The organism is Streptomyces sp. SID486, assembly GCF_009865385.1.
Classification (GTDB): domain Bacteria; phylum Actinomycetota; class Actinomycetes; order Streptomycetales; family Streptomycetaceae; genus Streptomyces.
Map to the genome: position 1 here is coordinate 1 of NZ_WWJT01000112.1, position 3216 is coordinate 3216.

Sequence of the window (3216 nt, forward strand, 5' to 3'; positions counted from 1 at the left end):
GTACTTCTTCAGGCCACCGTGGTACTCGTCCATCCAGTTCCTGGCGAACGTGCCGTCCTGGATCTCGGCGAGGACCTGCTTCATCTCCGCCTTGGTGGCGTCGGTGATGATCCGCGGACCGGTGACGTAGTCACCCCACTCGGCGGTCTCCGACACCGACCAGCGCATCTTCTCCAGACCGCCCTCGTACATCAGGTCCACGATCAGCTTCAGCTCGTGCAGGCACTCGAAGTAGGCGATCTCCGGCTGGTAGCCGGCCTCCACCAGCGTCTCGAAACCCGCCTTGACCAGCGCCGCCGTACCACCGCACAGCACCGCCTGCTCACCGAACAGGTCGGTCTCGGTCTCCTCGGTGAACGTCGTCTTGATCACGCCGGCGCGGGTACCGCCGATGCCCTTGGCGTACGACAGGGCCAGCGCGAACGCGTCACCCGAGGCGTCCTGCTCCACCGCCGCGATGCACGGCACACCACGGCCCTCCTCGTACTGCCGGCGCACCAGGTGACCGGGACCCTTCGGCGCGACCATGCAGACGTCCACGCCCGCCGGGGGCTTGATGAACCCGAACCGGATGTTCAGACCGTGACCGAAGAACAGCGCGTCACCGTCCTTCAGGTTGTCCTTGATCGACTCCTCGTAGACCTGGGCCTGGATCGGGTCCGGCACCAGGATCATGATCACGTCGGCCTCGGCCGCGGCCTCCGCCGGAGTCACCACACGCAGACCCTGCTCCTCGGCCTTCGCCTTGGACTTCGAGCCCTCGTGCAGACCGACCCGGACGTCGACACCCGAGTCACGCAGCGACAGCGCATGGGCGTGGCCCTGACTGCCGTAGCCGATGACCGCGACCTTGCGGCCCTGGATGATGGACAGGTCGGCATCGGCGTCGTAGAACAGCTCGGCCACTTTGGGTTCTCTCCTTGTGTGCAGGTGGTGCTCCCACCGTATGACGGCGGGGTGGAAGGAAGTTCGGGGGTCTCGGCATACGGGCGGCCGTCGGATCGGCGACCGCCCGTACTCAGTCTTACGCCGTCCGGTCGAGAGCGCGCAGTGAGCGGTCCGTGATCGAACGGGCGCCGCGGCCGATCGCGATGGTGCCGGACTGGACCAGCTCCTTGATGCCGTACGGCTCCAGCATCTTGAGCATGGCGGACAGCTTCTCGCCGGATCCGGTGGCCTCGATGGTGACGGCCTCCGGGGAGACGTCGACCGTCTTGGCGCGGAACAGCTGGACGATCTCCACGATCTGGGAGCGGGTCTCGTTGTCGGCGCGGACCTTCACCAGGACGAGTTCGCGCTGCACGGCCTGACCGGGCTCCAGCTCGACGATCTTCAGCACGTTGACGAGCTTGTTGAGCTGCTTGGTGACCTGCTCCAGAGGCAGCTCCTCCACGCCCACCACGATGGTGATGCGGGAGATGTCGGGGTGCTCGGTGACACCCACCGCGAGCGAGTCGATGTTGAAGCCGCGCCGGGAGAACAGGGCGGCGATCCGGGCGAGGATGCCCGGCGTGTTCTCCACCAGGACGGAGAGCGTGTGCTTGGACATGATTCTCTGCGCTTCCTCGCTCAGTCGTCTTCGTTGTCGCCGAAGTCGGGGCGGACGTCCCGGGCGGCCATGATCTCGTCGTTGGAGGTGCCGGCGGCGACCATCGGCCACACCATCGCGTCCTCGTGGACGATGAAGTCGACCACGACCGGGCGGTCGTTGATGGAGTTCGCCTCCTGGATGACCTTGTCCAGGTCCTCCGGGCGCTCGCAGCGCAGGCCCACGCAGCCCATCGCCTCGGACAGCTTCACGAAGTCCGGCACCCGGGTGCCCTTGGCGTCCGGGTTGACGTCCTCCGGGCCGCTGTGGAGCACGGTGTTGGAGTAGCGCTGGTTGTAGAAGAGGGTCTGCCACTGGCGGACCATCCCGAGGGCGCCGTTGTTGATGATGGCGACCTTGATCGGGATGTTGTTCAGCGCGCAGGTGACCAGTTCCTGATTGGTCATCTGGAAGCAGCCGTCGCCGTCGATCGCCCAGACCGTCTGCTCGGGCCGCCCGGCCTTGGCGCCCATCGCGGCCGGGACCGCGTAGCCCATCGTCCCGGCGCCGCCGGAGTTCAGCCAGGTGGCGGGCCGCTCGTACTGGATGAAGTGCGCGGACCACATCTGGTGCTGGCCGACGCCCGCCGCGAAGATCGTCCCCTCGGGCGCGAGCCGGCCGACCCGCTCGATGACCTGCTGCGGCGAGAGCGAGCCGTCCCCGGGCTGGTCGTATCCGAGCGGGTAGGTCTCCCGCCAGCGGTTCAGGTCGCTCCACCAGGCGGTGTAGTCGCCCTTGTGGCCCTCGCTGTGCTCCTTCTGCACGGCCTGGACCAGGTCGGCGATGACCTCGCGGGCGTCACCGACGATCGGCACGTCCGCCTCGCGGTTCTTGCCGATCTCCGCCGGGTCGATGTCGGCGTGGACGATCTTGGCGTACGGCGCGAAGCTGTCCAGCTTGCCGGTGACCCGGTCGTCGAAGCGGGCACCGAGGGCGACGATCAGGTCGGCCTTCTGCAGCGCGGTGACGGCGGTGACCGCACCGTGCATGCCCGGCATTCCCACGTGCAGCGGGTGGCTGTCGGGGAACGCGCCGAGCGCCATCAGGGTGGTGGTGACGGGCGCTCCGGTGAGTTCGGCGAGGACCTTCAGCTCGGCGGTGGCCTGCGCTTTGAGGACGCCGCCGCCGACGTAGAGGACCGGCTTGCGGGCCGCGGTGATCAGCTTGGCGGCCTCGCGGATCTGCTTGGCGTGCGGCTTGGTCACGGGGCGGTAGCCGGGCAGGTCCATCACCGGCGGCCAGGAGAAGGTGGTCTTCGCCTGGAGGGCGTCCTTGGAGATGTCGACCAGGACCGGGCCCGGACGGCCGGTGGAGGCGATGTGGAACGCCTGCGCGATGGTCCGCGGGATGTCCTCGGCCTTGGTGACCAGGAAGTTGTGCTTGGTGATCGGCATGGTGATGCCGACGATGTCCGCCTCCTGGAAGGCGTCCGTGCCGATCGCCTTGGACGCCACCTGGCCGGTGATCGCCACCATCGGGACCGAGTCCATGTGGGCGTCGGCGATCGGCGTGACCAGGTTGGTGGCGCCGGGGCCGGAGGTGGCCATGCAGACACCGACCTTGCCGGTGGCCTGCGCGTAGCCGGTGGCGGCGTGGCCGGCGCCCTGCTCGTGCCGCACCAGCACGTG

3 protein-coding genes are annotated in these 3216 nt (G+C 68.2%); all 3 read right to left on the reverse strand.

Going from position 1 to position 3216, the window contains the following annotated elements; translation table 11 throughout:
- On the reverse strand, positions 1 to 906 hold a 906-nt coding region (ilvC, locus tag GT045_RS05615), incomplete at its 3' end, for a ketol-acid reductoisomerase (RefSeq protein WP_161333469.1).
- A gap of 118 nt (positions 907 to 1024) precedes the next feature.
- Positions 1025 to 1549 carry an acetolactate synthase small subunit gene (ilvN, locus tag GT045_RS05620; protein WP_121786755.1) on the reverse strand — a complete coding sequence of 175 codons (525 nt, stop codon included), beginning with the start codon at positions 1547 to 1549 and terminating at the stop codon, positions 1025 to 1027.
- Between the two features lie 20 nt (positions 1550 to 1569).
- The coding region (locus tag GT045_RS05625) for an acetolactate synthase large subunit (RefSeq protein ID WP_161333470.1) at positions 1570 to 3216 on the reverse strand (1647 nt) is incomplete at its 5' end.